Below are 2,093 nucleotides of genomic sequence, written 5' to 3'. Positions count from 1 at the left end.
ATAAAAGAAATAATTGCTACATTAAGCAAATCCCATGTTAATGAAAAAGATAAGGTAAGAGATGAAGAAATAAAGGCTTTTCAAGAAATAATGGATGAAGAAAATATTAAAGTTCATCTATACGATGAGCTACCAGACGCTATTTCTCATGGATTATCTAAGGTAGCTAGGGATGATATTGTACTTTTAGCAGGTTGTCAAGGAATGGACTATGGTGCAAAAATTGCACTAGAAGATATATATAAGTCAAAATCAGGTATAGATAAAAGAGAAATATTTGGAGCATTAGAAAATAGGATAGCTGGGATGTAATAAAAAGGAAAAGTCAAATATTTATTTTTTTGTATAGCATATTTAGAGTTATTAGCAATCCATTTGCAATTAATAGCATTTGTATGAAATATTTTATTTCATAATATTTATATAAGCCCATAAAAATAAAAGCATAGGTGATTATAAAAATTATAATTTTAGGTATTTTACCAATGGGGATTTTTAAAGATTTAAGCATAAAATAAGTTGACAGACCAAAATAGTAAATATGAATATATACATGAGTGTATGAATCTATGTTAGAATTTATTTTTAGTTTCTTAACAGCATTAGCCCAAGTAGTTATATTTGTATTTATAATATGTACCATTCCTATATAAATAAGTAAATGTATTAAATATATACCTATTATTAAGAATATGATTTTATGGATTTTTTTCACAAGACACACCCCTATTATTATACCCGTTTTCTCATCCATTTTCCCTTATTATAGTGGGTCAACATGACAACAACTTCTCCTACTTCTGCTGCTAAAAAACTAAGCCAAACATAAATAACTGAGAGATTTAGTATTTTAGTGGTTATAAATAGCATAGGGATTTGTATTCCCCATCTAGAGATAATGCTAGATAATAGATAAGGGGTATTATGACCAGAACCAGTAAATACAGAGCCTAACCCCATAGACCATCCAGCTAATATTAAAGAAGGGATTAAAATCCTTATCATAGGAACTCCTATTTTAATGACTTCAAAATCTTCTATAAAAATGGCCATTATTTTATCTGGTATAAATACTGATATAATTGATAGGATTCCCATGATTATTACATTAATTAAGGCAGCAAATTTTGCGGTATCTTTTGCTGTATCGATTTTTTCTGATCCTAATGCTTGACCTACTATGGTACTAGCACCCATGACAATTCCCATTATAGGCATAAAAGCGAAGTTAAATAATCTACTACCTATCCCTACAGCTGCTACTGTAGCAGTTCCATATATTGATACAAACTTTAAAGTAGCAATGCTAGATAAATTTCTCATAAGGACTTCTATACCAGTTGGTAATCCAATGGTTAACAATTTCTTATCGATTTCCCAATTTAGTTTAAATAATCCTTTGAAAGTTATTTTTAATTTTTCATGTCCTCTAAGTAATATATAAAACCCTATAGAAAAAGCTATAACTGTAGATATAACTGTGGCTAAAGCTGCACCAAATACTCCTAAATTAAATCCAGGGATATTAGTTCCAGGTACTTTGTCAAACATGAATATTGGGTCTAAGATCATATTCGATATAGAAGATATTATCATTATTTTCATAGGGGTCTTAGCATCGCCTAAACATCTTAAGGCAGTATTAACCGAGTAGGAAGAAAACATTATGGGAAGGAAGAACATTCTTATGTATCCATAGTCTAAGGCAGCTGTAAGGACTGCATCTTCTGTTGTGAAAAATGATAATAAAGGTTTTAATATGATTGAAATGATAATAGCTGAAATAATAGCAACTAAAGCTTTGAAAGTTAATGTTTGTTCTACGACTATTCTAGTTCTTTGAATATCCTTTCTTCCATAGCTTTGAGTAATCAAAGAAATGGAGCTAGAACCTATAATTTCATTTAATACTGCTACTAACCAAAAAACAGTAGAAAAAATAGTTACTCCTGCTACTGCAGAAGCTGAAATTCTACCAATCCAGATCATATCTACCATATCATATATAGCCTGTAGAGCGAAACCAAACATGGTAGGTATGGAAATCCTAAGTAAATTTTTCTTTAAATCACCTGTTAACAATTCATTATTTT

Annotated in this window: 1 protein-coding gene and 1 pseudogene; one reads left to right on the top strand and one right to left on the bottom strand. The window is 29.8% G+C overall.

Annotated elements, in window-relative coordinates; genetic code table 11:
* Positions 1-312 (top strand): annotated as a pseudogene (locus tag VK998_RS11605) (Mur ligase family protein); the annotation flags it as partial.
* Positions 313-732: 420 nt separating this feature from the next.
* On the opposite strand, the gene VK998_RS11600 reads toward VK998_RS11605, so the two are convergent.
* Positions 733-2,093, bottom strand: a 1,361-nt coding sequence (locus VK998_RS11600) for an MATE family efflux transporter (protein ID WP_325228496.1), incomplete at its 5' end; no start/stop codon positions are given.

This window comes from Schnuerera sp. (assembly GCF_035459645.1).
Lineage (GTDB): Bacteria > Bacillota > Clostridia > Tissierellales > Tepidimicrobiaceae > Schnuerera.
This window is presented reverse-complemented; position numbering and strand designations above follow the sequence as displayed.